The organism is Variovorax paradoxus, assembly GCF_009755665.1.
GTDB lineage: Bacteria > Pseudomonadota > Gammaproteobacteria > Burkholderiales > Burkholderiaceae_C > Variovorax > Variovorax paradoxus_G.
In genome coordinates this window covers 4,000,542-4,026,322 of the sequence record NZ_CP046622.1, presented here as the reverse complement: position 1 = coordinate 4,026,322, position 25,781 = coordinate 4,000,542, and the positions used below count along the sequence as shown (strand labels likewise).

The following is a 25,781-nucleotide window of genomic DNA, read 5'->3' as shown; positions in this document are numbered from 1 at the left end:
GCGTTTTCAATCATCATATGATAAGCGTGAGGCGCTGTCACGGCGTTCAGGGTTTTCGAGTGGCTAGCGGCGTCGCAGGCTGCTGAACCGACAAAAAGCGAGAGCCAAGAAGCACAACAACAGCAGACAAAACAATCAACAGGCACGCATGATCAAGAACGTTCACGGCAATACCGTCGACCGCATCGGAAGCGACATCGTCGCCGGCCGCTATGCGCCTGGCGCGTCGATCCCGCCGGAACCGCTTTTGTGCGAGGAGCTCGGCGTCAGCCGCACCGTGATTCGCGAGTCGATCAAGTCGCTGATTGCAAAGGGCCTGGTCACCAGCGGGCCCAAGGTGGGCACGCGCGTGCAGCCCGCGGACCAGTGGAACTGGTTCGATGCCGACGTGATCGTCTGGCAGACCGAGGCGGGCCTGTCGGCCGAGTTCCTGCGCGACCTGCAGGACCTGCGCCGCGTGGTCGAGCCTGCCGCCGTGGGGCTGGCCGCCATGCGCGCCACGGTTAAAGACATTGCCGACATGGAAGACGCCTATGCGGGCATGAAGCGCGCCATCGAGTTCGGCGGCGACTACATCACCCCCGACCTGCGTTTTCATCAGGGGCTCATCCGTTCCAGCCACAACCGCATGCTGGTGCAGATGAGCCGCGCGCTGGGTGCGCTGCTGCGCACAAGCTTCGAAATATCGACCAGTCGCAAGAACGGCCCCGCCAGTTCGCTGCCGCTGCATCGCGCGGTGCTCGACGCCGTGATTGCGCGAGATTCCGTACGTGCCGAAAAAGCCGTGCTGGTGCTGATCGACGGTGCGCGCCACGACATCGAGCAGGTGCTCGCCTCGCGCAAGAAGCTTCCGCGCATCAGCCGCCCGGCCACCAGGCTCAAGGCGTTTCCGCTTTGACGCGCGGCAGATTTCATAACAACAGCAAAAGCGACAGGAGATGGTTTATGAATAGAGTGATCGACGGGTTTTTCCGCGTGCTGGAATTCCTTGTAGTGGTGTGCATGGTGGCCATGGTCCTCATGGTGTTCGGCAACGTGGTGCTTCGCTATGGCTTCAATTCGGGCATTTCCGTGTCCGACGAAATGTCGCGCTACTGCTTCATCTGGCTCACCTACATCGGTGCCATGGTGGCAATGCGCGAAGGCGCGCACCTGGGTGTCGACACACTCATCAAGCGGCTGCCGCTCGGTGGCAAGAAGTTCTGCTTTTTCATGAGCCAGTCGCTCATGCTGTTCTGCAACGTGCTGTTCCTGATGGGTACTTACGAGATGCATGAGCTGCAGGTCACCAACATATCGCCGGTGGTCGGCATCTCGATGATCTGGATCTACGGCATCGGCTACGTGGTTGCCGTCGTCATGGGCATCTTCAATATCGAAAAGCTGTGGCGGCTGTTCCGCGGGAGAGTCCCGGAGCAAGAGCTGATCCAGGTCATGGAATCCGAAGAGCAAGTGCTCGAAGTGTCCGCACACGGCAAGGTGGCGCAATGACAGTCACCATCTTCATCGTGTCGCTGCTTGGTGCCATGGCGCTGGGCATTCCAATTTCGTATTCGCTGCTGGTGTGCGGCGTCTCGCTGATGGGCTGGCTGGCCGCAACCGGCGGCTTGCCGGCATTCGACAGCCAGATCATTGCGCAGCGCTTCGTCGACGGCGCAGACAACTTTCCGCTGCTCGCCGTACCTTTCTTCCTTTTGGCCGGGGAGTTCATGAATGCCGGCGGGCTGAGCCGGCGCATCGTCAACCTGGCGATGGCGTGGGTCGGTCACTACCGGGGCGGCATGGGTTACGTGGCAGTGCTGGCGGCCATCATCATGGCGTCGCTGTCGGGTTCGGCCGTTGCCGATACGGCCGCACTCGCCGCGCTGCTGATTCCGATGATGAAGGCGGCCGGCTACCAGCTGAACCGCTCGGCCGGCCTGATTGCCGCGGGCGGCATCATTGCGCCGGTCATTCCGCCGTCGATCGGTCTCATCGTGTTTGGCGTGGCCGGCAACGTGTCGATCACCAAGCTGTTCCTGGCCGGCATCGTGCCTGGCATCCTGATGGGTCTGGCGGTCGGCGTTGCCTGGTGGATCGTCGCCAAGAAGGAAAACGTGAAGTCCGCGCCGCGCGTGGGCTGGGGTGAGCGGCTCAAGGTCACGGCGCAGGGAAGCCTTGCACTGGCGCTGCCCGTCATCATCATCGGCGGCATGAAGTTCGGCATCTTCACGCCGACCGAAGCCGCCGTGGTGGCGGCGGTCTACTCGCTGATCGTGGGCCTCTTCGTGTACGGCGAACTGAAGTTCAAGGACCTGTACCGCCTCACGCTGGCCGCGGGCAAGACGACCGCCGTGGTGATGTTCCTCGTGGCGGCCGCCATGGTGAGCGCCTGGCTCATTACCGTAGCCAACATTCCCGGTGAGGTGGTGGCGCTGCTCGAGCCGTTCCTGGACAACAAGATCCTGCTGATGTTCGTGATGATGGTGCTCATCGTCATCGTGGGCACCGCGCTCGACTTCACTCCCACGGTGCTGATCCTCACGCCCGTGCTGATGCCGGTGGTGCTCAAGGCCGGGATCGACCCGGTGTACTTCGGCGTGCTGTTCATCATGAACAACGCCATCGGCCTCATTACGCCGCCGGTGGGCACGGTGCTCAATGTGGTGAGCGGCGTGGCGCGCATCTCGATGGACGATGCCTTCAAGGGCGTGATGCCTTTCTTCATCGCGCATCTGGTCGTGTTGTTCGCGCTGGTGTTCTTTCCCCAGATCGTGACCGTTCCGCTCCAATTGTGGATGGGTCGCTAGTCAATTTTTTCGTCAGTTCATTCAACCTCAATCGAAGGAGACAAAGCATGTTGTTCCGCAGAACCCTGATGACCGCCGCCCTCGTGGCCGGCGGCCTGCTGGCATCGACCGGTGCCATTGCGCAATTCGCCGAGCGCACCATCAAGTTCACCAATGGCGTGAACGAAGACCACCCCGTGGGCGTGGGCGTGAAGAAGATGCAAGAGGTGCTGGCCGCCAAGACCGGCGGCAAGATGAAGATCGTCGCCTTCTGGGGTGGCGCCGCGGGCGGCGACCTGCCGGCCACGCAGGCGCTTCGCGCAGGCACGCAGGAGATGGTGTGCACCTCCAGCTCCCCGCTGGTGGGCATCGTGAAGGAACTCGGCGCGTTCGACTTGCCGTTCCTGTTTGCGAACGAGAAAGAAGCCGATGCGGTGCTCGACGGCCCTGCCGGCGAATACTTCAACAAGAAGCTCGAAGCCGCCGGCCTGGTGAACCTGGCCTATTGGGAGAACGGCTTCCGCAACCTCACCAACAGCAAGAAGCCGGTGGCCAAGGCCGAGGACTTCGAAGGCGTGAAGCTGCGCGTGATGCAGAACAACATCTTCCTGGACTCGTTCAAGACGCTCGGCGCCAACGCCGTGCCCATGGCCTTCGGCGAAGTGTTCACCGCGCTCGAGACCCGCACCATCGACGGCCAGGAAAACCCCTTCGTGACCATCGAGACCTCGAAGTTCAGCGAAGTGCAGAAGTACCTGAGCGTGACGCGCCACGCCTATACGCCATTCCTCATTCTGTACAGCAAGAAGCTGTGGGACCAGCTCAACCCGCAAGAGCAGGCCGTGCTGCGCGAAGCCGCGAAGGAAGGCCAGAAGGTCCAGCGCGAGGCCAACCGTGCGCTCAACGAGAAGTCGCTCGCCAACCTGCGCAAGACCATGACCGTCAATGACGTGTCGCCGGCCGAGCAGAAGCGCATGCTCGAAAAGGTGAAGCCCGTGTACGACAAGAACGTGCCCAACATCGGCGCTGAAGCCGTGGGCGTGGTGACCGACGCACTGAAGAAGGCGCGCGGCGGCTGATCGATTCCTGACCTGGTTTCGGGGCCGCGCAGCGCAAGCTGCCGCGGCCCTTTTTTATGGAGTTTCAAATTGAAGATCACCGAAGTCGAAACCATCCGCCTGGGTGAGTTTCCCAACATCGCGTGGGTGCGGCTGCACACCGACGAAGGCCTGGTCGGCCTTGGCGAAACCTTCATGGGCGCCGAGGCGGTCGAAGCCTATCTGCATGAATGGGCGGCGCTCAAGCTGCTTGGCACCGATCCGCTGCAGATCGAGGCACGCAACCGCGACATCACCGGCTACCTGGGCTGGCGCGGGTCGGGCGTGGAAACGAGAGGCAACTCTGCCGTCGATATTGCGCTTTGGGACTTGTTCGGCAAGGCGGCCAACATGCCGGTGCACACGGCCCTGGGCGGCAAGAGCCGCGATGCGATCCGCATCTACAACACCTGCGCCGGCTACCAGTACATTCGCAGCGCCACCAACCAGACCAGCTCCAACTGGGGCCTGGCCAACAACAACGGACCCTACGAAGACTTGCAGGGCTTTCTGCACCACGCCGACGAACTGGCCGAATCGCTGCTGTCCGAGGGCATCACGGCCATGAAGATCTGGCCCTTCGACCCGGCTGCGGAAAAGAGCCACGGCCAGTACATCAGCAATGCCGATCTCGACACCGCGCTGGAGCCGTTTCGGAAGATTCGCAAGGCGGTGGGCAGCAAGATGGACATCATGGTCGAGTTCCACAGCCTGTGGCGCCTGCCGATGGCGCAAAAGATCGCCCGCGCGCTGAAGGAGTTCGACACCTTCTGGCACGAAGACGCCATCCGCATGGACAGCCTCGACCTGCTCAAGCAGTACGCGAAGGACTGCGATGCGCTTATCTGCGCAAGCGAAACGCTGAGCTACAAATGGGGCTTCAAGGACTACCTGCAGACCGGCGTGGCCGGCGTGGCCATGCTCGACCTGAGCTGGTGCGGCGGCCTCACCGAAGCACGCAAGATCGCCGCCATGGCGGACGCATGGCAATTGCCGGTGGCGCCGCACGACTGCACCGGCCCTGTGGTCTGGGCCGCATCGACGCACCTGAGCCTGCATGCGCCCAACGCACTCATCCAGGAGAGCGTGCGAGCCTTCTTCACCGGCTGGTACAAGGAGCTCGTCACCGAACTGCCGAAGGTCGAGAACGGAATGATCAGCCTGAACGACAAGCCGGGGCTCGGCCTCGAGCTGCTGCCCGACCTGCACAAGCGTCCGGACGCGATGGTGCGGGTTTCGAAGCTCTGATCCGAGCTTCGTTTCGGCCGAGATTCAGTCGGTGCGCAGTCTCAGCAGTGCACGCACAAAGCCGTGGTCCGAGCGTGAGCGGTCGCGCCCTTCGTGCAGGTGGTCGTTGAAATAATCGACCCGGCGCACGTCGCCCAGGCTGCGCCGGCTGGCCGCAACGAACTCCTCGCTCACGAAGATCTGGTCGAGCACCGCCGGAAAGCCCTGGTGGATGTGCGAATAGGCCACGTCTTTCTTGAGCGCCGACTCGCCCTGCATCTCGTAGGCGTTGAAGAGCGCCACGTCGCGCGCGGCCTTGTCGTAGGCCACATCGGAAGTGGCGGCCACCAGCTGCGTGGTCACGCTGTGCGGCTCGTCGTTGAAGTCGCCCATCACCACCAGCGGCGTGTCCGTGCCCTGCAGCAGGTCGATCACGATGCAGCGCAGGGCGGCCGCTTCGACGCCACGCATGACGAGCGAGCGCAGCGAAGCCATGGCACCCACCTTGCGGTCCTCCCGGTCTTCTAGGTGGTTGCCTTGTGCGTCCTGCAAAAATTTCGGGCGCTTGGATTTGAGGTGCGCCGTCAGCACGTGCACCTGCTGCCCGTGCTTCATTCGCAGCGTGACCAGAAACGGCGGGCGCTCGAAGCGAGTGTGCGGGCCCAGGCCGGGCACATCGACGCCGAAGCCGGCCGGAAAGTCGACGAACGACTGCGCATGGTCCACCTGCAGGCGCGTGGCAATGCCGACCCGCGGCGTGCCTTGTGCGCCGTTGTGCGGCGGCGTGTTCTCGGCGCCGGGTACCGAAACGAAGTCATAGCGCAGGCCGCTGCGCGCAATGGCGGCCTTCAGCGCGCTCTCGTCCCAGACTTCCTGCACAGCCAGCACATCGGCATTCAGCGCGTGAAAGCGCTCGCCGGTCCAGCCGATCTTGCGTTCGTATTCGCGCTCGTCGTAGCCGTCCTGGTTCTCGTAATACACGCGGTGCGGATTCGCGAGATTCAGCAGATTGCAAGTCGCAACGAAGAGGGTGGCGTAGTTGGGCGGTATGTACTGCATGGCTTCGGATTGTGTCGGGACCGCGTGACGCGCGGCGCGACGCCTTTGGTACTAATGGGAAAAGACGATCCATACCGCTTTGTTGCGCAGCTGACAAAAAGCGCGAGAAATGTGCGGAATTTGCGTTTCTGCAACGTTTGTGTCCGCACTTGTAAAACGACAATTCGACGCTGCATCAATTCCGAACGGGAGGAAATAAACATGAGGATTCGATCGACCTGCGCCATCTTGCTGGCGTGCATCGCACTTGCCGCCTGCCGGTCCGCGCCTTTGTACGAGCCCAGCCGGCGCGCGCTGGTCGCGGCGGAAGAAGACGAGGAGCGCACTGTGGTCGGCCAGCCGGTGGCCGGCACGGCCTTCGCGCAACTGCGGCCCAGCATGAGCTACGCCGAAGTCATCAAGATCGCGGGCAAACCCAACGCGGAGACCGTGCGGAACACCGGGAAGGCCTGGATCCCCACCTACAACGGCACCGACCGGTGGCGCCACTACCTTGCCTATAAGGGGCAGGGCGTGCTCGTCTTCGCCGGCACCGCAGGCGGAGAAATCGCCGAGATTTCGCGCACCCGGAATTACACGCCCGATGTGCTGATCCAGATCGTGCATAACCCCGGCGACAGCGGAAAGCTCTGAGCGACCCGGAAAAAAACAAAGGGCACCGAGGTGCCCTTTTTTTCAATTGCGCGGTAGCTGCTCTAGCCGCGCTTCGGCTCAGCGGCCGAACGAGCGGCCGCCGCCACCGCCGGAGCGGTTGCCACCACCACCGCCGCCGTAGCCGCCGCCACCCGAGCGGCCACCGCCGCCCGAACGGTTGCCGCCGTAGCCGCCACCGCCGCCGCCCGAACGGCCGCCGCGACCGCGGCCGCCACCCATGTGGTCGACGCTCGTGCGCAACGGATCCGGCTGGCCGTCGCCACCCGCAACCGCTTCGGCGCGCAGGTGCGCAACCTGGTTGGCCTGCGTCGGGCTGTGGCTGTTGCCGTGATGGCGCGGTTGGCGCTCGTCATGCGGCAGATGGTTCTGCTGTTGATGATGTTGGGGCGCATGGTGCGGCGTGCGTGCCGGGCCTTGCGGTCCGCGGCCTTGCGCCGGGCGGGCAGCGCCCTGGCCGCGTGGGCCTTGGCCTTGGCCGCCACCATTGGCGTTGCGGCCTTGACCGCCGCCGCCCTGGCCGCCGCGGCGTTGACCGCCGCCGTTGCCGCCACCACCGCCGCCACCGGCGCGTTCGCCGCCGCCCTGGCCGGCCTTGTTCTCGCGAATGCGTTGCAGCATTTCGGTGCGGGCAGCCTTGGCGGCCGCCTGCATCACGTCGCGGCTCGGCGGACGGCCTGCCCCGCCCCAGATCGTCTGGCGGCCCATGGCGATGGGCTCGGCGCGCTCGCCTTCTTCGGGGCCGAAGCCTTCGACGAACTGCACCGGAATCGTCTGCTTGGTGAAGCGTTCGATTTCCTGCATGAAGCCTTCTTCGTCCATGCAGACGAAGCTCACGGCCTCGCCGCTCGAACCGGCGCGGCCGGTGCGGCCGATGCGGTGCACGTAGTCTTCGCTGACGTTCGGGATTTCGTAGTTGACGACGTGCGGCAGCTCGTCGATGTCGATGCCGCGGGCCGCGATGTCGGTGGCCACCAGCGCGCGGATCTCGCCGCTCTTGAAGCCGGCCAGCGCCTGCGTGCGTGCGCTCTGGCTCTTGTTGCCGTGCAGCGCCATCGCCTCGATGCCGTTCTTGGTCAGGAACTCGGCCACGCTGTTGGCGCCGAACTTGGTGCGCGTGAATACCAGCACCTGGCTCCACTTGTTCTCGTTGATGATGTGCGCGAGCAGCGCCTTTTTCTTGCCGCGGCCCACCGGGTGGATCACCTGGGTGATGCGCTGCACGGTGGTGTTGCGCGGCGTGACCTGGATGCTTTGCGGGTTCTTGAGCAGCGTGGCGGCCAGGTCGCGAATTTCGTCGCTGAAGGTGGCCGAGAACAGCAGGCTCTGCTTTTCCCGGGGCACCAGCGCGAGGATCTTCTTCACGTCGTGGATGAAGCCCATGTCGAGCATGCGGTCGGCTTCGTCGAGGATCAGCATCTGCACCTGGCTCAGGTCGAGCATGCCTTGCTGCTGCAGGTCGAGCAGGCGGCCCGGAGTGGCCACCAGAATGTCGACGCCCTTCTTGAGCTTGCTGATCTGCGGGTTCATGCCCACGCCGCCGAAGATCACGGTGGAGTCGAGCTCCAGGTACTTGCCGTAGGTGCGGACCGACTCTTCGACTTGGGCCGCGAGTTCGCGCGTGGGGGTGAGCACCAGGGCACGAATGCCGATGCCGCCGAACTTGTTGGTGGCGCTGGCGCCCATGCTGAGCTTGTGCAGCATCGGCAGGGTAAAGGCGGCCGTCTTGCCGGTGCCGGTCTGGGCGCCGCCCAGAAGGTCATGGCCTTCCAGAACCGCGGGAATGGCTTGCGCCTGGATGGGGGTGGGGGTGTCGTAACCGTGCTCGTGCACAGCCTTCAAGATGGCGGGGGCCAGCTTCAGTTCGTCAAAATTCATTGGAAACAATAAGCGCCATACACGGCGCAGTGGCATCGGCCCGCTTGGCGTCTTTTGGTAACGCCGAGCCAGTCAAGGCAGATGAAGGTCAGGGGTGGGAGCCGGAAAGTCCGCCCTCGCAAAAGGGTTGGAAAGGGCTTTCTTCGTCCCCGGCAGAGAGCCGGTGTTGCGGGCAACTGGACCCGGCAACGGTGCTTATTGTCGCATGAGTCGATAATCTATGGTTTGCCGCGTCCGAGAGCTTTCTTCGGGCGCCCGCACTTTCCACCCAATTCCGCTACCCAAGGTAACTATCCACAGATGGCTCAATACGTCTATTCGATGAACCGTGTCAGCAAGACCGTGCCGCCCAAGCGGCAGCTCTTGAAAGACATTTCGCTCTCTTTCTTCCCCGGCGCCAAGATCGGCGTGCTCGGCTTGAACGGCTCGGGCAAGTCCACACTGCTCAAGATCATGGCGGGCGTGGACAAGGAGTTCGAGGGCGAGGCGCTGCCCATGCCGGGAATGACGATCGGCTATCTGGAGCAGGAACCCAAGCTCAACCCCGAGCACACCGTGCGCGAATCCGTCGAAGAGTCCATGGGCGCGGTGTTTGCGGCCAAGGCGCGCCTCGAGGAGGTGTATATCGCCTATGGTGCCGAAGACGCCGACTTCGACGCGCTGGCGGCCGAGCAGGCCCAGCTCGAAGCCATCATCGCCACCGCCGGCACCGATTCCGAGCATCAACTGGAAATCGCGGCCGACGCATTGCGCCTTCCGCCGTGGGACGCAAAGATCGGCCTGCTGTCAGGCGGCGAAAAGCGGCGCGTGGCACTCTGCCGCCTCTTGCTGTCCAAGCCCGACATGCTGCTGCTCGACGAGCCGACCAACCACCTGGACGCCGAATCGGTGGAGTGGCTCGAAGTGTTCCTGCAGCGCTTCACGGGCACCGTGGTGGCCATTACCCACGATCGCTACTTCCTCGACAACGCCGCCGAGTGGATCCTGGAAATGGACCGCGGCCGCGGCATTCCCTGGAAGGGCAACTACAGCACCTGGCTCGAGCAGAAGGGCGAACGCCTGGCGCAGGAGCAGAAGAGCGAAGAAGCCCACGCCAAGGCACTGAAGAAGGAACTGGAGTGGTCGCGCCAGAACCCGAAGGCCCGCCAGGCCAAGAGCAAGTCCCGCCTGGCCCGCTTCGAAGAACTGAGCGACATGGAATACCAGAAGCGCAACGAGACGCAGGAAATCTTCATTCCTGTGGCCGAGCGGCTGGGCCAGCAGGTGTTCGAGTTCCATAACGTCAGCAAGTCCTTCGGCGACCGCATGCTGATCGACAACCTGAGCTTCACCGTGCCGCCGGGCGCCATCGTCGGCATCATCGGCCCGAACGGCGCCGGCAAATCGACGCTGTTCAAGCTGCTCGCGGGCAAGGAAAAGCCGGATTCGGGCGAGGTCGTCATCGGCCAGACCGTGAAGATGGCCTTCGTCGACCAGCACCGTGACGAGCTGGCGTCCGACAAGACCGTGTGGGAAGACATCTCGAACGGCCTGGACATCATCAACGTCGGCAAGTTCCAGATGGCGAGCCGCGCGTATGCGGGACGCTTCAACTTCAACGGCGCCGACCAGCAGAAGAAGGTCGGTACGCTGTCGGGCGGTGAACGCGGCCGGCTGCACCTGGCCAAGACGCTGATTGCGGGCGGCAACGTGCTGCTGCTTGACGAACCGTCGAACGACCTGGACGTTGAAACGCTGCGCGCGCTCGAAGACGCGCTGCTCGAGTTCGCCGGCACGGTCATGGTCATCAGCCACGACCGCTGGTTTCTCGACCGCATTGCCACGCACATCCTGGCCGCCGAAGGCGACAGCCAATGGACCTTCTTCGACGGCAACTACCAGGAGTACGAAGCCGACAAGAAGAAGCGCCTCGGCGAAGAGGGCGCCAAGCCCAAGCGCATGCGCTACAAGGCTCTGAAATAGGCTCGCCCCCAGTCTTCACGCACTTCGTGTCGCTTCGCCAACCCCCTACCGGGGGCAACACCGGAGGCCCGGCAAAGCCGGTTCCCGGTGTTTCTGGAAGAGACCTCAGGGTGCTTCGACAAGAGCGCGTGGTTCCGCAAGGGGCCGCGCGCTTTTTTCATGGGGCGGGCAAGCCGGTGTCTCAGCGCGCCCGCACCAGCCGAAAGGCCGCATTGGCACCCCAGGTGGCAACCAGCAGGTTTCCGCCGGGCATGCGGGCGAACCCCACCGGGCTCAAGAGACCATCGGCTATTGCCGTGCGGCTTCCCTCGCGGTCGATGTTTCAGCAGCAGGTGCTTTCGGCGGCGGCGTGCGGGGCGCGAAGTCGCCCGGCTGCGGCCAACGCAGCTGCACGCGCTTTTGCACCGCGTGGATGTTGTTGCGCAGCGCATAGAGTTCGTCGGCGTAAGAAAGCGGCACGGCCACCTTGTTCACCACGCGGTCGAGTTCCTCGAGCTCGCTCAGCAATTCCTCGCGTCCGCCCTGCTGCGCATCGATCTTGGCTTCGATGTCGCGCAGCCGCGCATACCAGCGGAACACACGGCGCCGCACGCGGAACTGGTAGAGCGGCGGCACCACTCGGCTCAACGGCAGCATCAGCACCAGCAGGCCGCCGAGCACCAGCCACATGCGCTCGATCAGGTTGCTGGCCCAGAACGGAAGGTAGCGCTGCCAGAACGGCGGCGTGCCGTTGATGGCGCGGTCGCCCTCGGGGCTCACCGGCAGTTCGCTGGTGCGCGTGTTCGGAAAGTCGCGCGCGCGGTTGAACCAGCCGGCATCGCTGTGCAGGCCTTGTGCGGCCTGCGCGAAGAGCTGCCGCAGGGCCGAATGCGTTTCGTCCCGCGACAGCATCGAGGTGGTGGCCGCGAGCAGCGTGACGTCCGAGGGCGGCAGGTCTTTCGACAGGTCGACCACGCCGCGCGGCAGCGTCACTGCCGAAAGAAAGGGAAAGCGCCGCGAATAGGCGTCGGCCTGGCCGAAGTCCATCAGCTTGATGTCGGGTGCGCGCAGCAGGCGCTGCACCTGCGGCGACTGCGGCGCCGAAGCCAGCACGATGGCATCGAGCAGGCCGGCCTGCAGCGCTTCGGCCGCGGCCGCCTGCTCGAGGTTCGAGAGCTGCAGCGCGTCGGGCTCCAGGTGGTTGGCCTTGAAGAGCCTGTCCATGATCTCGGGCAGGCCGCTGCCCGGCATGTCGACGTTCACGCGCAAGCCGCGCAGCTGCGTGAGAGAGGTCAGGGTGGCCGTCTTGCGGTCGATCTTCTGCGCGGTGTCGGCGCGATAGAAGAGCCATATCGGTTCGAAGAACAGGCTGCCGAGGGAGGTGAGGCCGGCTTCCTCGTCGGCCACCGGGTCGGCGCTGCCGCCGCGCACAAAGCCCACGTCGGCGCCGCCGGTTCGCAGCAGCTGCAGGTTCTCGGTCGATCCCGTGGTGGCCTTGAGCTCCACCTCGATGCCGCTGCTCTTGAGCACTTCTGCATAGCGCTTGCCGAACTGCGCGTAGGCGCTGCCGGTGGGGCCGGTGGCCAGCGTCACGTGCTTGGGCGGCTGCGGCTGCAGCCACCAGTAGGCGGCAATCAGCACGCCAATCACAAGGAACACGACAGGACCGGCCGAGGCGATGAGGTCGCGTATCGACAGCAGGATCAGCTTCAGCGTCTTGGGCATGGCCATGAGGAGTTCAACCTTTCGTTGCTGCGAGGTCGCCCGCGCAGGGAACATGCAATTCGCCGACCGTGACGGCGCGTGCCGCCAGCACCGCGCGCAAGGTGGCGCGGGCCACCGCTTCGGCCGCCATGGTGCCGAGCACGGTCATGCCGGGCCTGGATTCGGCGCCGGGGCCTTCGAGCGGAACACGGCCGGTGGCCAGCGCAAACAGCGTGTCGCCGTCGCTCATGGTGTGCACCGGGTTGATGGTGCGCGCGAGGCCGTCGTGCGCCACGCTGGCGAGGCGGTTGGCCTGCACCTTGGTCAGCACCGCATCGGTCGCGATCACGCCGAGCGTGGTGTTGGTGCCCGCGAGCAGCGGCTTGGGCAACTCGCCGCGCAGCAGGGCGCGGCGCGTGTCGAGCAGCGCAAGGCCGTCTTCGGTGCGCGCGCCGGCCACCGGCTGTGCGGTGTCCGGGTCGATCACGTCGCCCAGCGCATTGACCGCGATGAGCGCGCCCACCGTCACGCCGCCCACGGTGACAGAGGCCGTGCCGATTCCGCCTTTCATTGCGCGGTGCACGCCGAAGAGCTTGCCCACGAGCGCGCCGCTGCCGGCGCCCACGTTGCCTTCTTCCGGCGCATCTCGGGTGGCCGCGTCGCAGGCTGCATAGCCGGCCGCCGCATCAGGGCGGATGCGCGCATCGCCCATGGGCAGGTCGAACAGCACGGCGGCAGGCACGATGGGCAGGGTGCCAAAGCGCACGTCCATGCCGATGTTGCGCTCCTCGAGCCAGCGCATCGCGCCTTCGGCGGCGGCAAGGCCCCAGGCGCTGCCGCCCGCCAGCATGATGCCGTGCACCTGCTGCACCAGGTTGCCTGGCGCAAGCAGATCGGTCTCGCGCGTGCCCGGTGCGGCGCCGCGCACGTCGACGCCGGCCACGGCGCCCTCGCGGGCAAGGATCACGGTGCAGCCGGTGGGCCGGCGCGTATCGGAGAAGTGGCCGACTTCGATGCCGGCGACATCGGTGATGGCGCCTGAAGACGAAGAAAGAGAAGCGGGTGCGGATGACGAAGCAGGCATGGCGGCCGATTATGGGACCGCGCCCTCTACGATAGGCGCCATGACAGTTGCAAGAAGTTTCTCCGCGGGCGGCGCTGTGCGCCACGTGGTCGTGATCGGAGCGGGTGCCGTGGGCTGCGCAAGCGCCATCGAGGCACTGCGCGCGGGCCTGCGCGTGACGGTGGTGGAGCCCGGCGAGCCCGGTGGCCCGCACGCGACGAGCTACGGCAATGCGGGCTGGTTGTCCTCGCATTCGGTGGTGCCGCCTGCGCTGCCGGGTGCATGGCGCAAGGTGCCGGGCTGGCTGGCCGATCCGCTCGGCCCGCTGGCGCTGCGTTGGCGCTACCTGCCGCACGCGTTGCCGTGGCTGCTGCGCTACCTGGCTTCGGGCTGGACCGAGGCGCGCGTGCAGCGCACCGCCGACGCACTGCGCACGCTGCTCGTCGATGCGCCGGCGCTGCATGCCCGGCTCGCCGCCGAGGCGGGCGTGCCACAACTCATCGAGCAGCGCGGACTGCTGCATGCCTACCGTTCGCGCGAAGAGTTCGAGGGCGATTCGCTCGGCTGGCGTGTGCGCGGGCGCACCGGCGTGCAATGGGAAGAATGGCTTGAGCCGCAACTGCGGCAGCGAGAGCCGGACCTCGACGCGCGCTACACGCTCGGCATCTTCGTGCCCGAGGCCGGGCATTGCCGCAACCCGAGTGCCTACGTGGCTGCGCTGGCGCAGCATGCACTCAGCGCCGGTGCGCAGCGCGCGGCAACGCGCGCCACGGGCTTTCGCATCGAAGGCGGCCGGCTGCGCGCGGTGCTGACGGAAGCCGGCGAAATCGCCTGCGATGCCGCGGCCATCTGCGCCGGCGCGCGTTCGGGCCCGCTCGCTGCGGCGGCCGGTTCCCCGGTGCCTCTGGAATCGGAGCGCGGCTATCACGTCATCGTAGAAGGAGCCGCGGTGGGGCCGCGCACGCCGACCATGGCGGCCGACGGCAAGCTCATCGCGCACTGGATGGACGGCGGGCTGCGCGCTGCGGGGCAGGTCGAGATCGGCGGGCTCGATGCCGCGCCCGATTGGCGCCGCGCCGAGATCCTGCACCGGCATCTGCAATCGATGTTCCCCGCGCTCGGCGATCAGCCAGTGGAATCAACTTCGGTGAAGCACTGGCTCGGCCACAGGCCCAGCCTGCCCGATGGCCTGCCATGCATCGGCGCCTCGAAGGCCAGCACGGATGTGGTGCTGGCTTTCGGGCATGGGCACGTCGGCCTGTGCGGGTCTGCGCGTACCGGCAAGCTCGCGGCGCAGTTGCTTGCGGGCACAACGCCCGAGACCCCTCTCGCCCCATTTGACCCCGGCCGCTTCAGCTGACCGGAGCGTTCCCTCGGTGCGGTTCCGCCTCAGCGATAGCTTTGGTAGACGCGGCTGCCGCCATCGGCGAGGACCAGCAGAACGTCGTAGGGATCGCGCCTGTCCCCGTAGGCGGCGCCGTCCATGCCGGGGGAGCCTACCGGCATGCCAGGCACGGCAAGGCCGACCGCTTTCGGCTTTTCGCGCAACAGCCTGTGCACCTCGCGCGCGGGCACATGGCCTTCGAGCGCATAGCCGCCGACCAGGCCGGTGTGGCACGAGCCCAGCTTGGCCGGGATGCCTAGCCGTGTGCGTGCGGCATCGTTGCCGTTGTCGTGCACGCGGGTTGCGAAGCCGTTCGCATTGAGGTGCTTCACCCAATCCTGGCAGCAGCCGCAGTTCGGGTCTTTCCAGATCTCGACCATCGGAGCGGCGGCCAATGCGGCCAGCGGCCATGCCGTCGTCGATGCGAGCGCCAGCACGGGCGCGGCGCGCAAAAGAAGGGTTCGTCTTTGCATATCGATTCTCCTCAAGACGCGAGTTGCGCACGGGCTTTGTCGACCCACACCTGCAGGTTGTCGAGCAGGTCTTTCTGGCTGAAGGAACAACTCTCTTCGCTGAACAGCGCGCTCGACTCCAGCCGGTCGAGCAGGTTCAGCAGCACCTCGCCATAGCGCGGCGGCAATGCCCCGAGCAGCTCGCTGCTTGCGCGTGCTTCGTTCGAGAGTGCGGTGATCGATTCGCCGCGGCCGTTGCGCAGTGCGTCGATGCGCGCGGCGATGGCGTCGAGTTGCGCTGCGGCGCTCATGTGCCGGCCTTTCCGGGCGGCGGCAGCGAAAGGCCGCGCTCGCGCATCAGGTCGCGCAGCACATCGGGGTAGTCGGTAATGATGCCGTCCACGCCCCATTCCATCAGCCGCAGCATGTCGGCACGCTGGTTCACGGTCCAGGGCAGCACCTTGAAGCCGAGCTTCTGCGCTTCCTTGATGGCTGCCGGCGTCAGGTCGGCATAGGCCGGTGACCAGGCCACCGGCGCGCCGGGCTTGCCCGCGGCGGCCTTGACCAGCTGTGGCGTCGAAGCGAAGTCGGCCGCGTTGAGGCCGGCCGTCCAGCGGCTGTCCTTGAGCGTGCGCGGGGAGCTCAAGTAAGCCCGCGGCAGTTGAGGCGCAAGCTGGCCGACCAGCGCCAGCGTGCGCCAGTCGAAGCTCTGGATCGTCACCCGGCCGCCCATCTGCGCCTTGTCGATTTCTGCCAGCAGGGCGCGCACCATCGGCTCGGGTGCGGCGGTGTCGTCGGGCCTGGTCGGGTCGATCTTCGTTTCGATATTGAAGCGGACCGTGGCTGCACTCGCGCCGCGTGCGCGCACGTGGTCGAACAGGGCCGCCAGCGTGGGAATGCGCTCGCCGTCGCGCGGCTGCTGCAGCGCGAACTGCTTGCCATAGTTGCTCGTGGGGTTGAGCCGGCCCACGTCGTAGCTCTGAAGCTGCGCCAGCGTCAGCGAACGAACGGCCGGGCCCGTCTTCGATGCAAGCCATGCACCGTTCGCGTCGCGCGTGTGGTCGGCATTGAGCGCGGTGTCGTGCGAGATGACGACCACGCCGTCGGCCGTGAGTCCGATGTCGAGTTCGAGCGTGGTCACGCCCAGGTCGATGGCCTTGGAGAACGCCGCCAGGGTGTTCTCGGGCGCAAGGCCGCGTCCACCCCGGTGGGCCTGCAGGTCGAAGTGCTGCTTGGCCGTGGGAAGAATGGCCGCGCAGCTCGCAATGAGCAATGCGGCGGCAAGCAGTGGGATTTTCATTTCAGCTGTACCTTGATGCCGTCGTCCTGAACCGTGATGTCGCCGATCTCGTAGGTCTTGCGTCCGACCGTGAGCTCGTCCGCGGTAAAGCTGCGCAGCACCTGGCCCTGCAGCAGTTCTTGCGCGACCACCGCGCCTATCTTTTGCAGCCGCTCCGCATCGCGGCCTTCCACGCCTTGCAGTTCGAGCCGTTCGGCCTTGGGCTGGTCGAGCCGCAGCGCGCGCGTGGCGGCGTCGTAGCGCAGCGCGCTGCTGACCGAGACCACGCCCTGCACCGGCGATGTGGCCAGCAGGGGGCTCGCAATGGTCAGCGTGGCCGTGATGGCTGCGCGGTTGCCGCGTGCGTCCAGGCCCAGCTGCGGGTCGCGCAGGCCGACCATGAAGATTTCGGCATAGCGCTCGGCCACCGGAAAGCGCTTGGCGATCTGCGCTTGCAGCTCATCGCGGGTTGCGGTGTACTCGTTGGTAAAGAAGTTGAAGCCGGCCAGCGCCGAGAGCGGCGACTGCAGGGCTGCGGCGCCCAGGAGCGCGCGCAGCATCCAGCGGCGGGAAGTGTAGGGCAGGGGGCGGATTTCCATACTCCTGCGAGCTTGCCACAGCCTGCATGGTTCCGTTCCCCGCGCTGCTACGCGAACAGGCAAATTTCCTACGCCGGGGCCACTCCGTGCGAGACACGTTCAAGGCCTCACCGGAAAAAACCAACGATGCAGGGCGCGACGCGAATCGGAATTTCTGGCTGGCGCTATGCGCCATGGCGAGGCCGTTTTTACCCGAAAGGCCTGGCGCAGCGCCTCGAGCTCGACTTTGCCTCGCGCATGCTGCCCACCATCGAGATCAACGGCTCGTTCTATTCGCTGCAGCGCCCCGTGTCGTACCAGGCGTGGCACGACGCAACGCCCGACGATTTTGTTTTTGCGGTGAAGGGGCCGCGCTACATCACGCACAACCTGAGGCTCAAGGAGCCGCGTACCGCGCTGGCCAACTTCTTTGCCTCGGGCGTGTTTGCGCTGCGGGCCAAGCTGGGGCCGATTCTGTGGCAATTGCCGCCGTCCTTCGTCTACAACGCCGATCGGCTCGAGGAGTTTCTGGCGCTCTTGCCGCGGGGCGGCCGGTCTGCCCTTGCGCTGGCGCGGCAACACAACGAAAAGCTGGACGACGACCGCGCGTTTCTGAAGGTGCCCTCGAAGCTGCAGATCCGGCATGCGATCGAGGTGCGGCATGCGAGCTTCGAGAACCCAGGCTTCATTGCAATGCTGCGCCGGCACGGCGTTGCGCTGGTGGTCGCCGACACCGCGGGGCGCTGGCCCCTGCTCGAAGACCTTTGCGCCGACTTCGTCTACCTGCGGCTGCACGGCGACAAGGAGCTCTACGCGAGCGGCTACAGCGACGACGCGCTCGACCGCTGGGCCGAGCGCATCGATGCCTGGCGCAACGGGCGGCAGGTCAAGGACGCAAGGCTGGCCGAACCCTCGCGCCTGCTGTCACGCAAGAAGGGGCGCGACGTGTACTGCTACTTCGACAACGACGTGAAGGTGCATGCACCGTACGATGCCGCGCACCTGGCGGCCCGGCTCGGCGTGGAGACCGGCATCGGACCCGACGACAACTTTGGTCCGCCGCCTGGAATGGTCGTGGGCAAGCGTACGAAGGCGCGGGTCCGCAAGTAGCGACAGCTTTCCGCCTCAGTCGCCTTAGTCGTGCAGCGACGAGAGAAACTGCTTCAGCTCGGGCGTCTGCGGGTTGCCGAACAGCTCCGCCGGCGGCCCCATCTCGTGCACGCGGCCCTGGTGCATGAAGATCAGGCGGTCGCTCACCTTGCGCGCAAAGCTCATCTCGTGCGTGACCATCAGGAGCGTCATTCCTTCATCGGCCAGCGACTCCACCACGCGCAGCACGTCGCCGACCAGCTCGGGGTCGAGCGCGGAAGTGATTTCGTCGCACAGCAACACAGCCGGCTCCATCGCCAGCGCGCGTGCAATGGCCACGCGCTGCTGCTGGCCGCCCGAAAGCTGGTCGGGCATGGCGTCGAACTTTTCGCCCAGGCCCACGCGGTCGAGCAGCTTGCGCGCTTGCGAGGCCGCTTCCATGCTGCTGCGCTTTTTCACCAGCGTGGGCGCAAGCATCACGTTCTTGCCGACGGTGAGGTGCGGAAACAGGTTGAAGCTCTGGAAGATCATGCCCACACGCTGGCGCAGCTCGCGCATGGCCATGGCGCTCTCGTGCAGCAAGGGCTTGCCGTCGACCGTGAGCGAGCCTTCCTGGAACACCTCGAGCCCGTTGATGCAGCGCAGCAGCGTGCTCTTGCCCGAGCCGCTCTTGCCGATGATGGCGATGACCTCGCCGCGCTTCACTTCAAGGTCGATGCCCTTGAGCACTTCGTTGGCACCGTACGATTTGCGCAGCGCGGTCACGCGCACGATCGGCGCGGCGGAAGTCTGGGTTTCAAGCACGGCGGCCATGGGATTTCCTCTCGAGGTTCTTGGCGTACAGGCTTACCGGGAAGCACAGCACAAAGTAAAGCAGCGCCACGCAGCTGAACACCACAAAGGGCTGGAAGGTGGCGTTCGAAATCATGCTGCCGGCCTTGGTGAGTTCGACGAAGCCGATCACCGAGGCGAGCGCCGTGCCCTTGATCACCTGCACCAGAAAGCCCACCGTCGGCGCAATGGCGATCTTTACGGCTTGCGGCAGGATGACGTGGCGCATCTGCTCGGCAAAGCTCAGCGCCAGGCTGCCCGAGGCCTCCCACTGGCCCTTGGGAATGGAGGCCACGCAGCCGCGCCATATTTCAGTGAGAAAGGCGCTGGTGTAGAGGGTGAGCGCCACGCTCGCCGCGGTCCACGCAGACACGTCGACACCGAACAGCGCAATGCCGAAGTAGGCGAGAAACAGCTGCATGAGCAGCGGCGTGCCCTGGAAAAGCTGCACGTACAAGCCGACGGCGCGGTTCATGATGCTGCCCCCGCGCAAGCGCAGGAACAGCAGCAGGCCGCCCACCAGTCCGCCGCCGATGAACGCGATAAGCGACAACACGACAGTCCAGCGCAGCGCCATGAGCAGGTTGCGCAGGATGTCCCAGAGAGAAAAATCGACCATGTGGTTTCTCTCTTCTTTCAGCGGCCGAAGAAGAACTTTGGCCCGGCCCAGTTGAGCAACCGGCGCAGGCTCACGGCCAACGCCAGGTACACCAGCGTGGCGACGATGAAGGCCTCGAATGCGCGGAAGTTCCGGCTCTGGATGAGGTTGGCCGCGTAGCTCAGCTCTTCGGTGGAAATCTGTCCGCACACCGCGGAGCCCAGCATCACGATGATGATCTGGCTCACCATGGCGGGCCATACCTTCTTGAGCGCCGGCGGCAGGATCACGCGGGTGAACACTTGCACCTTGTTGAGCGCCAGGCTCACGGCCGCTTCGATCTGCCCCTTGGGCGTGGCCTCGATGCCGGCGCGAATGATTTCGGTGGCGTAGGCGCCAAGGTTCAGCACCATCGCAATCACGGAGGCCGTCTCCGGCGTGAGCTTGACGCCCGCCGCGGGCAGCCCGAAGAAGATGAAGAACAGCTGCACGATGAAGGGCGTGTTGCGGATCAGCTCCACATAGCTGCCGACCAGCCAGCGAAGCCACGCAGGCCCGCTGGCGCGCGCCCAGGCGCAGGCCACGCCCACGGCCATGCCGATGAGGGTGGCAATGGCCGTGAGGCCCACCGTCCAGGCCACCCCCTTGGCGAGCAGCCGCCAATCGACAAGAACTGCACCGAAGTCGAATTCCATGGCCGCGCCTTCTTTACTCGTGAGAGGTCAGCGGGCGATCAGACGGGCAGGTCGCCGGCTGCCTTGCCCAGCCACTTCTTGGACATGGTGTCCAGCGTGCCGTCCTTCTTGGCGGCGGCAATGATCTCGTTGACCTTGGTCTTCAATGCGGTTTCGCCCTTGGCAACGCCGATGAAGCAGGGGCTGTCTTTCAGCAGCAGCTTGAATTCAGCGCTCACCTTCGGGTTCTTGGCGAGCATGTCGCCCGCCACGGCCGCGCTGGTTGCAAGGGTGTGCGTCTGGCCGGCCACGAAGGCGGCGATGGTCGCGTTGTTGTCCTCGAAGCGGCGGTAGTCGACATTCGGCGGCGCCACCTTGTTCAGTTCCTGGTCTTCCATTGCACCGCGCGTCACGGCCACGGTCTTGCCAGCCATGTCGGCAAAGCTGGTGAGCTTCATGCTCTTGGCCGCATACACGGCCTGGAAGAACGGGGCGTAGGCGGAAGAGAACTCGATGACCTTCTCGCGCTCGGCGTTCTTGCCGAGCGTGGAAATCACGAGGTCGGCCTTGCGGGTCTGCAGGTAGGGAATGCGGTTGGCGCTGGTCACGGGCACCAGCTCGACCTTCACGCCCAGCTTGGCGGCAATGAGCTCGGCCATTTCAACGTCCAGGCCCTGGGGCTTCATGTTCTTGTCGACCGAGCCGTACGGCGGATAGTCCGTCGGCACAGCGATCTTGATGGTCTTGGCCTTCAGCACGTTGTCCAGGGCGTTCTGGGCTTGGGCGGTGCCGGCTGCGGCCAGCATGGCAACGGAAGCAAGCGCAAGCGCGAGGTGGCGTTTGGACGAAGAGAAAGTCATAGCAGGGCTCCTAGGTAAGTCGAAGAATCGGGATCATTGGGAGAAGACGCGGCCGCCTTGCGCCGCCTTGGCTTGGCCGCGGTGTTCTGCTGCAGCGGTGCCAGCGCGTCGCGCAGTTGCGCAAGCGGGTCGGTCGGCGCCTGCACGCGCAGCGCGGACTGCACGGTGCCTATGTGCGCGGCCATCAGCGCTTCGGCGGCGGCGTGGTCGCCCCGTTCGAGTGCGGCAACGATCTGCACATGGTCTTCGCACGACTGCACCGCGTCGTGCGTGCTTTGGTAGAGCATGGCGATGAGCGTGGTGCGCGCGGTGAAGTCGCGCAGCGTGTCGGCCAGCAGCGTGTTGCCCAGGCATTCGGCCAGGCACACATGAAAGTCGCCCAGAAGAAAGCTGCGGTTGCCGACGTCGCTTTCCTTCAGCGCCGCCTTTTCACGCTGAAGATGCGCCTTCAGCTGGCGCAGCGCGGCCTTGTCGATCTTGCCAGTGCTGCCCGTACTGCGGATCAGGCCAAGCTCGATGACGCGGCGTGCCTCGAAGGCTTCGCGCGCTTCTTCCTGCGAAGGCTCGATAACGAACCAGCCGCGCCGTGCGCTCACCGTCACGATGCCGCGCGCTGCCAGGCGGGTGAGGGCTTCGCGCACTATGGTGCGGCTGCAATCGAAGAGCATGGCCAACTGCTGTTCGCCCAGGCGCGAACCCGGCGCAAGCTTCTGCGCCATCACCGCTTCGACGATGCGTGCACTGATTTCGGATGCGGATGTAGACATTGGTCTGCATACCAGCAGCTTTTGTGCCAACTGGTATGCAAGATATGTGCACCGAAATGGGTTTGCGCTGCATGCCGGTGGTGCATGGCGCTTGATTTACGAGGCTTGGTTGGGCGCTCGTTTTTTGTGGCGCCGCTGTTCAGGGCGCGCACCCGCCGACGGGGTACCTTTCTCCGCGAATGTCCCCCGGCCTGCGGCCTCCTCCTTTATTTCGCTGCGCAAGGCACCCCATCAGCGGGTGCGTTGGGCAGAGCCGTGGTTGATCTGCGGAACACCAGTAGCGTGCCCTGGTGCACAGGGCATCGGGTGCTCCGCGCAGCGAAATAAAGGAGGAGGGGCGCAGCCCCGGGGGACATTCGCGGAGGGGAGTACCCGGTTGCCTTTGCACGTGCCCTGAACGACGGCACCAAAACCGCCAGCAAATCAATCCATCCGAGCGCCCGAAGCCTTCACCGCCTTGTCCCAGCGCGGCGTCTCGGTGGCAAGAAAGCGCGCGAAGTCGTCGCTGCCCAGATAGGCCGGGTCCGCCCCCTGGCTCACCATGCGGTCGCGCACCTCTGCGCTGGTCAGCACCTGCTTGAATGCATCGCTCAACCTGGCGACCACGTCCTTGGGCGTGTCCTTCGGGGCGAAGAAGCCGTAGAAGCCCACCACCTCGAAGCCCTTGACCCCCGATTCGATGACCGTCGGTACGTCGGGCAGGGCCGGGTTGCGCTCGCGGCTGGTCACGGCCAGGGCGCGGACCTTGCCCTGCTTGTGATAGTTGGCGGCCTGCGGAATCGATTCGGCCATGAACTGCACCTGCCCGCCCATCAGGTCCGCAAATGCCGGGGCGCTACCGCGGTACGGAATGTGCACCATGAAGATGCCCGTCGCTGTCTTGAACATCTCTGGCACCAGATGGCTGATGCCGCCATTGCCTGCCGAGCCGTAGTTGACTTGCCCGGGCCGCGCCTTGGCGTAGTCGACGAACTGCTTGAGGTTTTGCACCGGCAGCTTGGGCGTGACCAGCAAGGCCAGCGGCTGCATCGCCGTGCGGGCAATGGGCACGAAGTCGCGCTGTGTGTTGTAGGGCAGCTTGCTGTAGAGCGCGCCGTTGATCACCGCCACGCCGGTATTGGCCAGCATGAGCGTGTAGCCATCGGCCGGGCTCTTGGCCACCGCGTCGGCGCCCACCGATCCGCCCGCCCCGGGCTTGTAGTCGACGATCAGTGGCTGGCCCAGCACGGCCTGCAGCTTGTCGGTCAACAGGCGCGCATGCTGGTCCAGCGGGCCACCGGCCGGAAAGCCGATGACCACCTTGATCGGCTTGTCGGGATAGGCGGCCAGGGCGGGGGCGGCCGCGCTGAACGACGCGATTGAAAAAGCCGCCAGGATTGCGGTGCGGACCGGATGGGCCATGGATCGTCTCCTTGTTTTAGTGGAGACGATCATAAGCAGCAGCACTAGCCTGCGAGCGTCGCCTTCAACGTGATCTCCGGCACGCTGGCCAGCGCCTTCGACAGCGGGCAGCCCGCCTTGGCGGCGGCTGCGATCTGCTGGAACTTGGCTTCTTCCAGGTTCGGTACGGTGGCGTCGAGCTCGAGCGCGATGCGGTCGATCTTGAAGCCTTCGCCGTCCTTGGCCAGCCGCACCGCGGCCCTGGTGTCGACCTTGGTGGCCGTGAAGCCTTCTTTCTCGAGCGCGAAGGCAAAGGCCATCGTGAAGCAGGCCGCGTGGGCCGCGCCCACGATCTCCTCGGGATTGGTGCCGCGCTTGTCGTCCTCGAAGCGGCTCGCGAAGCCGTAGGGGTAGTCCTTGAGGGCGCCGGTTTCGGTGCTGATCTGGCCCTTGCCTGTCTTGCCGGCGCCTTCCCAGTGAACGCTTGCGTGCTTGTCTGCTGCCATGAGGGTTCCTTCTTTGCGGTGGGTGGATGGAGGGACCGACAGGTATCGCGCGAAAAGCCCGCCGTGTCTGTAGTCGCACGGCGCATGCGCGATCTATCCAAAGTGAGAAGAAGTGAGAAGAATGGGCGTCACCAAGGTGACGCTCCGGGGGCTTCCCCGATGGGATGCGCGGCCGGGGCGGCTTAGGCTGCGGGCTGCCTTTTTCCTTTCCCTCCTTTGTTCGCCTGCCTTGACCATGCAACAACGCCCGCACCACAAGTTCTGGCCCAAGCGCCTTCCGCATTCGATCACCGTTCCCGCTACCTCGCTGTGGCACAACCTTGCGACCTCGGCCGCGCGTTACCCCGACAAGGCCGCGCTCGTGTTCTTCGGCCGGGTGATGAGCTACCGCGAATTCGCCGATCAGGTCGAACGGCTGGCGGGCACGTTGCATGCCTTGGGCGTGGAGCGCGGCGACCGCGTGGTGCTGAACATGCAGAACTGCCCGCAGCTCGTGATCGCCCATTTCGCGATCCTGCGCGCCAACGCCGTGGTGGTGCCGGTCAACCCGATGAACCGGGCCGAAGAACTCAAGCACTACATCGTCGACCCCGATGCGAAGGTGGCCATCACCACCGGCGACCTGGCCGGCGAGCTGGCCAAGGCCAGCAACGCGCTGCCGCCGGAGCAGCAGCTCGACCACCTCATCGTGACCCAGTTCACCGATGCCTTCGACGCCGACGCAAGCGGCGACGACGCGCCCGCGCCGGCATGGAAAGAATGGCTCACCACGCGGCATCCGTTGCCCGAACTGGCGCAAGGCAAGGCAATGGCCTGGACCGATGCGCTGGCAGCCGGCCATGCCGCCCCCGAGCATGTGGTGGGCGCCGACGACATGGCACTGCTGCCCTACACCAGCGGCACCACCGGCCTTCCCAAGGGATGCGTGCACCACCATTCCAGCCTCATGCACAACGCGGTGGCCGGCCAGCTCTGGGGCCAGGCCACCTCCGAAGCGGTGGTGCTGGCTGTGGTGCCCATGTTTCACATTACCGGCGTGGTGAGCATGATGCACACCTCCATCCTTGCGGCGGGCACGCTGGTCATCATGCCGCGCTGGGACCGCGACGTGGCCGGCCGGCTCATCTCGCGCTGGAAGGTGACCAGCTGGACCAATATCCCGACCATGGTGATCGACCTGATGGCCAGCCCGAACTTCGCGAGCTACGACCTGTCGAGCATCACGCACATCGGCGGCGGCGGCGCCGCCATGCCGCAGGCGGTGGCGCAGCGCCTGTTCGAACAATATGGCCTCAAGTACCAGGAGGGCTACGGTCTCACCGAAACCGCGGCGCCGTCGCACACCAATCCGTCGGACCATCCCAAGCAGCAGTGCCTGGGCATTCCCTTCATGAGCACCGACGCGCGCGTGGTCGACCCCGACACGCTGGCCGAAATGCCCATCGGCGAATCGGGCGAGATCATCATCCACGGCCCCGAGGTGTTCCAGGGCTACTGGAAACGGCCTGACGCGACGAAGGCCGCATTTGTCGAATTCGAGGGCAAGCGCTTCTTCCGCTCGGGCGACATGGGGCGCATGGACGAGGACGGGTATTTCTTCATCACCGACCGGCTCAAGCGCATGATCAACGCGAGCGGCTTCAAGGTGTGGCCCGCCGAGGTCGAGCTGCTGATGTTCCGCCACCCCGCCATCCAGGAGGCCTGCGTCATCTCCACCAGGGACAACTACCGCGGCGAATCGGTCAAGGCCGTGGTGGTGCTGCGCGCCACGCACAAGAACACCACCGAGCAGGAAATCATCGACTGGTGCCGCGAGAACATGGCCGTCTACAAGATTCCGCGCAAGGTGCAGTTCGTCGACGCGCTGCCCAAGAGCGGCAGCGGCAAGGTGATGTGGCGGCTGCTGCAGGAAGACGAGAACGAGACTGCTGCGTAACAGCGGGTTCGTGCCCGCGAGGTTGGGGCAGTTCGCAACGAGAATCCGTGGCTTTTGCT

25 protein-coding genes are annotated in these 25,781 nt (G+C 65.4%); 10 read left to right on the top strand and 15 right to left on the bottom strand.

From position 1 onward, the window contains the following. Window positions 1-148 precede the first annotated feature (148 nt). The 5 genes from GOQ09_RS18765 to GOQ09_RS18745 all read left to right on the top strand — a co-directional run bounded on the left by GOQ09_RS18765 (window position 149) and on the right by GOQ09_RS18745 (window position 5,113). On the top strand, window positions 149-898 hold the full coding sequence (locus GOQ09_RS18765; RefSeq protein ID WP_157614893.1) for a FadR/GntR family transcriptional regulator: 750 nt from the start codon (window positions 149-151) through the stop codon (window positions 896-898). A 47-nt stretch (window positions 899-945) separates the two neighbouring features. Further along, window positions 946-1,491, top strand: a complete 546-nt coding sequence (locus GOQ09_RS18760; protein WP_157614892.1) for a TRAP transporter small permease — start codon at window positions 946-948, stop codon at window positions 1,489-1,491. Continuing rightward, window positions 1,488-2,789, top strand: coding sequence for a TRAP transporter large permease (locus GOQ09_RS18755; protein WP_157614891.1), 1,302 nt, complete (start codon window positions 1,488-1,490; stop codon window positions 2,787-2,789). Before GOQ09_RS18760 ends, GOQ09_RS18755 begins: the two co-directional genes overlap by 4 nt. Before the next feature lie 47 nt (window positions 2,790-2,836). Next, entirely contained in the window at window positions 2,837-3,847 is a 1,011-nt protein-coding gene (locus GOQ09_RS18750) for a TRAP transporter substrate-binding protein (protein WP_157614890.1), read from the top strand. 69 nt (window positions 3,848-3,916) lie between these two features. After that, the gene (locus GOQ09_RS18745; protein ID WP_157614889.1) at window positions 3,917-5,113 is read left to right on the top strand and encodes a mandelate racemase/muconate lactonizing enzyme family protein; all 1,197 of its coding nucleotides are present in this window, start codon (window positions 3,917-3,919) and stop codon (window positions 5,111-5,113) included. A 24-nt stretch (window positions 5,114-5,137) separates the two neighbouring features. Here the strand turns inward: GOQ09_RS18745 and GOQ09_RS18740 are convergent, their stop codons facing one another. Continuing rightward, a complete protein-coding gene (locus tag GOQ09_RS18740; RefSeq protein ID WP_157614888.1) occupies window positions 5,138-6,151 on the bottom strand; it encodes an endonuclease/exonuclease/phosphatase family protein in 1,014 nt (337 codons plus the stop codon). Window positions 6,152-6,352: 201 nt separating this feature from the next. On the opposite strand from GOQ09_RS18740, the gene GOQ09_RS18735 reads away from it, so the two are divergent. After that, window positions 6,353-6,784, top strand: a complete 432-nt coding sequence (locus GOQ09_RS18735; RefSeq protein ID WP_157614887.1) for a hypothetical protein — start codon at window positions 6,353-6,355, stop codon at window positions 6,782-6,784. 78 nt (window positions 6,785-6,862) lie between these two features. Here the strand turns inward: GOQ09_RS18735 and GOQ09_RS18730 are convergent, their stop codons facing one another. After that, on the bottom strand, window positions 6,863-8,680 hold the full coding sequence (locus GOQ09_RS18730) for a DEAD/DEAH box helicase (RefSeq protein WP_157614886.1): 1,818 nt from the start codon (window positions 8,678-8,680) through the stop codon (window positions 6,863-6,865). Window positions 8,681-8,980: 300 nt separating this feature from the next. Here GOQ09_RS18730 and ettA point away from each other — a divergent pair, with 300 nt between their 5' ends. Further along, on the top strand, window positions 8,981-10,642 hold the full coding sequence (ettA, locus tag GOQ09_RS18725; RefSeq protein WP_157614885.1) for an energy-dependent translational throttle protein EttA: 1,662 nt from the start codon (window positions 8,981-8,983) through the stop codon (window positions 10,640-10,642). 288 nt (window positions 10,643-10,930) lie between these two features. On the opposite strand, the gene GOQ09_RS18720 is transcribed toward ettA, so the two are convergent. Continuing rightward, window positions 10,931-12,352: a TAXI family TRAP transporter solute-binding subunit gene (locus GOQ09_RS18720; protein WP_157614884.1), complete on the bottom strand. Its 1,422-nt coding sequence runs from the start codon at window positions 12,350-12,352 to the stop codon at window positions 10,931-10,933. 7 nt (window positions 12,353-12,359) lie between these two features. Continuing rightward, on the bottom strand, window positions 12,360-13,409 hold the full coding sequence (locus GOQ09_RS18715) for a P1 family peptidase (protein ID WP_157614883.1): 1,050 nt from the start codon (window positions 13,407-13,409) through the stop codon (window positions 12,360-12,362). Window positions 13,410-13,449: 40 nt separating this feature from the next. Between GOQ09_RS18715 and GOQ09_RS18710 the strand changes: the two genes are divergently transcribed. After that, on the top strand, window positions 13,450-14,748 hold the full coding sequence (locus GOQ09_RS18710) for an NAD(P)/FAD-dependent oxidoreductase (protein ID WP_157614882.1): 1,299 nt from the start codon (window positions 13,450-13,452) through the stop codon (window positions 14,746-14,748). Window positions 14,749-14,777: 29 nt separating this feature from the next. Here GOQ09_RS18710 and GOQ09_RS18705 read toward each other — a convergent pair whose 3' ends face one another. From GOQ09_RS18705 to GOQ09_RS18690, 4 genes are read right to left on the bottom strand one after another with little or no spacing between them, the layout of a single operon-like run. Continuing rightward, window positions 14,778-15,245, bottom strand: coding sequence for a DUF411 domain-containing protein (locus GOQ09_RS18705; RefSeq protein ID WP_157614881.1), 468 nt, complete (start codon window positions 15,243-15,245; stop codon window positions 14,778-14,780). 11 nt (window positions 15,246-15,256) lie between these two features. Further along, window positions 15,257-15,535 (bottom strand): hypothetical protein, encoded by a 279-nt coding sequence (locus GOQ09_RS18700; protein WP_157614880.1) that lies wholly within the window; start codon window positions 15,533-15,535, stop codon window positions 15,257-15,259. Beyond that, a complete protein-coding gene (locus GOQ09_RS18695) occupies window positions 15,532-16,524 on the bottom strand; it encodes a glycerophosphodiester phosphodiesterase (protein ID WP_157614879.1) in 993 nt (330 codons plus the stop codon). Before GOQ09_RS18695 ends, GOQ09_RS18700 begins: the two co-directional genes overlap by 4 nt. After that, entirely contained in the window at window positions 16,521-17,063 is a 543-nt protein-coding gene (locus tag GOQ09_RS18690) for a DUF1439 domain-containing protein (protein ID WP_242630881.1), read from the bottom strand. The genes GOQ09_RS18695 and GOQ09_RS18690 overlap by 4 nt, the downstream gene beginning before the upstream one ends. A gap of 165 nt (window positions 17,064-17,228) precedes the next feature. Between GOQ09_RS18690 and GOQ09_RS18685 the strand changes: the two genes are divergently transcribed. Beyond that, entirely contained in the window at window positions 17,229-18,191 is a 963-nt protein-coding gene (locus tag GOQ09_RS18685) for a DUF72 domain-containing protein (protein WP_157614877.1), read from the top strand. A gap of 24 nt (window positions 18,192-18,215) precedes the next feature. Here the strand turns inward: GOQ09_RS18685 and GOQ09_RS18680 are convergent, their stop codons facing one another. The 7 genes from GOQ09_RS18680 to GOQ09_RS18650 all read right to left on the bottom strand — a co-directional run bounded on the left by GOQ09_RS18680 (window position 18,216) and on the right by GOQ09_RS18650 (window position 23,786). Beyond that, complete coding sequence (locus tag GOQ09_RS18680) at window positions 18,216-18,983, bottom strand: amino acid ABC transporter ATP-binding protein (protein ID WP_157614876.1); 768 nt, start codon at window positions 18,981-18,983, stop codon at window positions 18,216-18,218. Then, complete coding sequence (locus tag GOQ09_RS18675) at window positions 18,967-19,620, bottom strand: amino acid ABC transporter permease (protein ID WP_157614875.1); 654 nt, start codon at window positions 19,618-19,620, stop codon at window positions 18,967-18,969. The genes GOQ09_RS18680 and GOQ09_RS18675 overlap by 17 nt, the downstream gene beginning before the upstream one ends. A 17-nt stretch (window positions 19,621-19,637) precedes the next feature. Next, window positions 19,638-20,294, bottom strand: coding sequence for an amino acid ABC transporter permease (locus tag GOQ09_RS18670; RefSeq protein ID WP_157614874.1), 657 nt, complete (start codon window positions 20,292-20,294; stop codon window positions 19,638-19,640). Window positions 20,295-20,332: 38 nt separating this feature from the next. After that, a complete protein-coding gene (locus GOQ09_RS18665) occupies window positions 20,333-21,133 on the bottom strand; it encodes a transporter substrate-binding domain-containing protein (protein WP_157614873.1) in 801 nt (266 codons plus the stop codon). Continuing rightward, window positions 21,130-21,900, bottom strand: a complete 771-nt coding sequence (locus tag GOQ09_RS18660; protein ID WP_157614872.1) for a GntR family transcriptional regulator — start codon at window positions 21,898-21,900, stop codon at window positions 21,130-21,132. Before GOQ09_RS18660 ends, GOQ09_RS18665 begins: the two co-directional genes overlap by 4 nt. 423 nt (window positions 21,901-22,323) lie before the next feature. Beyond that, a complete protein-coding gene (locus tag GOQ09_RS18655) occupies window positions 22,324-23,301 on the bottom strand; it encodes a Bug family tripartite tricarboxylate transporter substrate binding protein (RefSeq protein ID WP_157614871.1) in 978 nt (325 codons plus the stop codon). Between the two features lie 44 nt (window positions 23,302-23,345). Further along, on the bottom strand, window positions 23,346-23,786 hold the full coding sequence (locus tag GOQ09_RS18650; protein ID WP_126746180.1) for an OsmC family protein: 441 nt from the start codon (window positions 23,784-23,786) through the stop codon (window positions 23,346-23,348). Between the two features lie 235 nt (window positions 23,787-24,021). Between GOQ09_RS18650 and GOQ09_RS18645 the strand changes: the two genes are divergently transcribed. After that, window positions 24,022-25,722, top strand: a complete 1,701-nt coding sequence (locus tag GOQ09_RS18645; protein WP_157614870.1) for a long-chain fatty acid--CoA ligase — start codon at window positions 24,022-24,024, stop codon at window positions 25,720-25,722. Window positions 25,723-25,781: the final 59 nt, after the last annotated feature.